A 2391-nucleotide genomic window follows, 5' to 3' on the forward strand; every position below is an offset into this window, starting at 1 on the left:
ATTTTTAGAAGCTTTTTTGGTGGCAATTTTAGAAAAGTTATTATTATTGGCGAAGGTCAAAATGTTTGGCAATTGTCTGATTTTTTTTTAAATAATACAGATTTTGGATATAAATTATTTAAAGTATTTACCCCAACAGCCGATAATCTGTTTATTGAAAAAAGTTTTCAATATGTTAAAGAATATAATATTGATGAAATTTATTGTTCTTTGCCTAATTTGTCTAAAACACAAATTAAACATTATATAGATTTTGCAGATAACAATTTGAAAACCCTCAAATTTTTGCCAGACAACAAAGAAATCATTTCTCGAAGTATCAATTTTGATTATTATGGTTATATTCCAGTGATATCGTTGCGAAATATTCCTCTTGATAGTTTTCGAAACAAATTTATAAAACGGGTTTTTGATATTGTTTTTTCTATCCTTGTCATTGTTTTTGTTTTGTCTTGGATGATTCCTTTAATTGGATTATTGATAAAATTAGAATCCAAAGGACCTGTTTTTTTCAAACAACAACGCAATGGCTTGAATTATCACGAATTTAGTTGTTTGAAATTTCGTTCCATGAGGTTAAATCCTATTGCAGATTTGGAACAAGTTCAAAAAAATGACCCACGAATTACAAAAATAGGTAAATTCATTCGCAAAACAAGTATCGATGAAATGCCACAGTTTTTCAATGTATTATTTGGCTCTATGTCTGTTGTTGGCCCCAGGCCACACATGGTAAGCCATACAGAAATGTATGCCAAAAGTGTTGATAAATTTATGGTACGGCACTTTATCAAACCAGGAATTACTGGATTAGCACAAACCAATGGTTTTCGAGGCGAAGTCGAAAACGAGAAAGATATTATTTATCGTGTGCGTTATGATATTTTTTATCTTGAAAATTGGAATCTAATGCTCGATTTGAAAATAGTAATTTTGACAATAATAAACGCCATCAGGGGCGATAAAAAAGCCTATTAAAATAAGTTTTTACGCTATTTTTATAATAATCTACAATATTGTAATTATCTATTTTACACTAAAGTGTTACATTAAAATACATCAAAAGCCACCAAATTGTCCATTTGTTTTTGTAAATCAAATTGCTGATTAGCTTGTTCAAAAACTTGTCGCTTTTTTTGGTCAATCTCATCTTTTGTCAATAGAGAAATGTTTTTCAAAACGTTGTTAAAATCTTCAAAATCAGTAACTTTTGCCACCCAACCCAAGTTGTTTTGTGCTACTATTTGCTCGCCCTCGCCACCTCCAAAATATAAAATTGGGAATCCAAGCAAACTGTATTCAAATATTTTTGAAGGCACAGAACCATATATCCTGTTTTTGAGAGGTACAACGGCTATATCCATCGTTTGCAGTTGTTGGTGTAATAATGTTCTGTCTAGCATACCATGAAACACCAACTTATTAGCCATTCCGTTTGTTTCAATCAATGCTTCTATAGCTTGTCGTTCGGCTCCTTCGCCAAATAGGTGAAACTCTATTGGCAAATTTTTCAAATGGATTTGCTTACATAATTCAAAAATACCTTGTGCCACACCCAACAACCCAGCATAAAAAATCCGAATGGTGCCATCTGTATGGCACTTCAAATTAAAAACAGCATTATCATATACAGGATAATTGCGATACAAATAACACGGTTGTGGATGCCCTAAATTTTGAATATGTTCCAAAATTTCGAGAGATTGACCTAATATAACGGTGCTTTTTTGATAAATATTTTTTTCAAAATAACAGGCCATTTGGTGCGACACACTATTTTTGGCTATCAACTGAAGTTCTAATGCAGCCAAAGGCCAAAGATCCGAGACGTTTAAAATGATTTTTTTTTGTTTGAATTTCAAAATAATAATTGCCAAAAACGACAATAACAATGGAGGAGATTGAACGATAACTTTTTTGGGTGTTTTAAAAAAAAGCAAGTAAAAACCTAAAAAAGAAGCAAACGAAACAACCGAAAGTAAACGTTTTACTATATTTTTACTATTACTTGGATAAATCCAAAGCCGCTTGGTTTTGATGCCATTTATCGTTTCATGAACAATAAATTTTCCTTTATATTGTTCAAAAATACGCCCATTTGGATAATTTCCCATAGGGCAAATTACCGTTACCTGATAGTTCAAATGGTTTAAATTTTGAGCCAATTGTGCTATTCTGTTGGCTGCGGCCCCTTTTTCTGGCGGAAAATAATTTGTAAGTATAAGTATTTCGTTCATTTATTTTTCTTGTATTAATAGATTGGTATCATTGCTAATCCAATTTCAATTTCTTGAATGGCTATTAATCCTAATGGCTACATTCTCAATAAAATAGCAAATTAGACAGAGCCTATTTTGGGCATTCCTCAAGGATCGGGCTATCCGTTTCAAA

The 2391-nt window shown here is 31.7% G+C and carries 2 protein-coding genes; one reads left to right on the top strand and one right to left on the bottom strand.

Features of this window, described 5'->3' with window-relative positions; all coding sequences use genetic code 11:
- A partial coding sequence (locus tag B0A58_RS15470) for an exopolysaccharide biosynthesis polyprenyl glycosylphosphotransferase (protein WP_106408034.1) occupies window positions 1-978 on the top strand: 978 nt, incomplete at its 5' end.
- 71 nt (window positions 979-1049) lie between these two features.
- On the opposite strand, the gene B0A58_RS15475 is transcribed toward B0A58_RS15470, so the two are convergent.
- On the bottom strand, window positions 1050-2237 hold the full coding sequence (locus tag B0A58_RS15475; protein ID WP_089081788.1) for a glycosyltransferase family 4 protein: 1188 nt from the start codon (window positions 2235-2237) through the stop codon (window positions 1050-1052).
- Window positions 2238-2391 lie beyond the last annotated feature (154 nt).

The organism is Flavobacterium branchiophilum NBRC 15030 = ATCC 35035 (genome assembly GCF_002217205.1).
In the GTDB taxonomy this organism is placed as follows: Bacteria; Bacteroidota; Bacteroidia; order Flavobacteriales; family Flavobacteriaceae; genus Flavobacterium; species Flavobacterium branchiophilum.

Coding starts and splice junctions, on each gene's coding strand:
- B0A58_RS15475 (WP_089081788.1), bottom strand. CDS start 2,237: ATGAACGAAATACTTATACTTACAAATTATTTTCCGCCAGAAAAAGGG.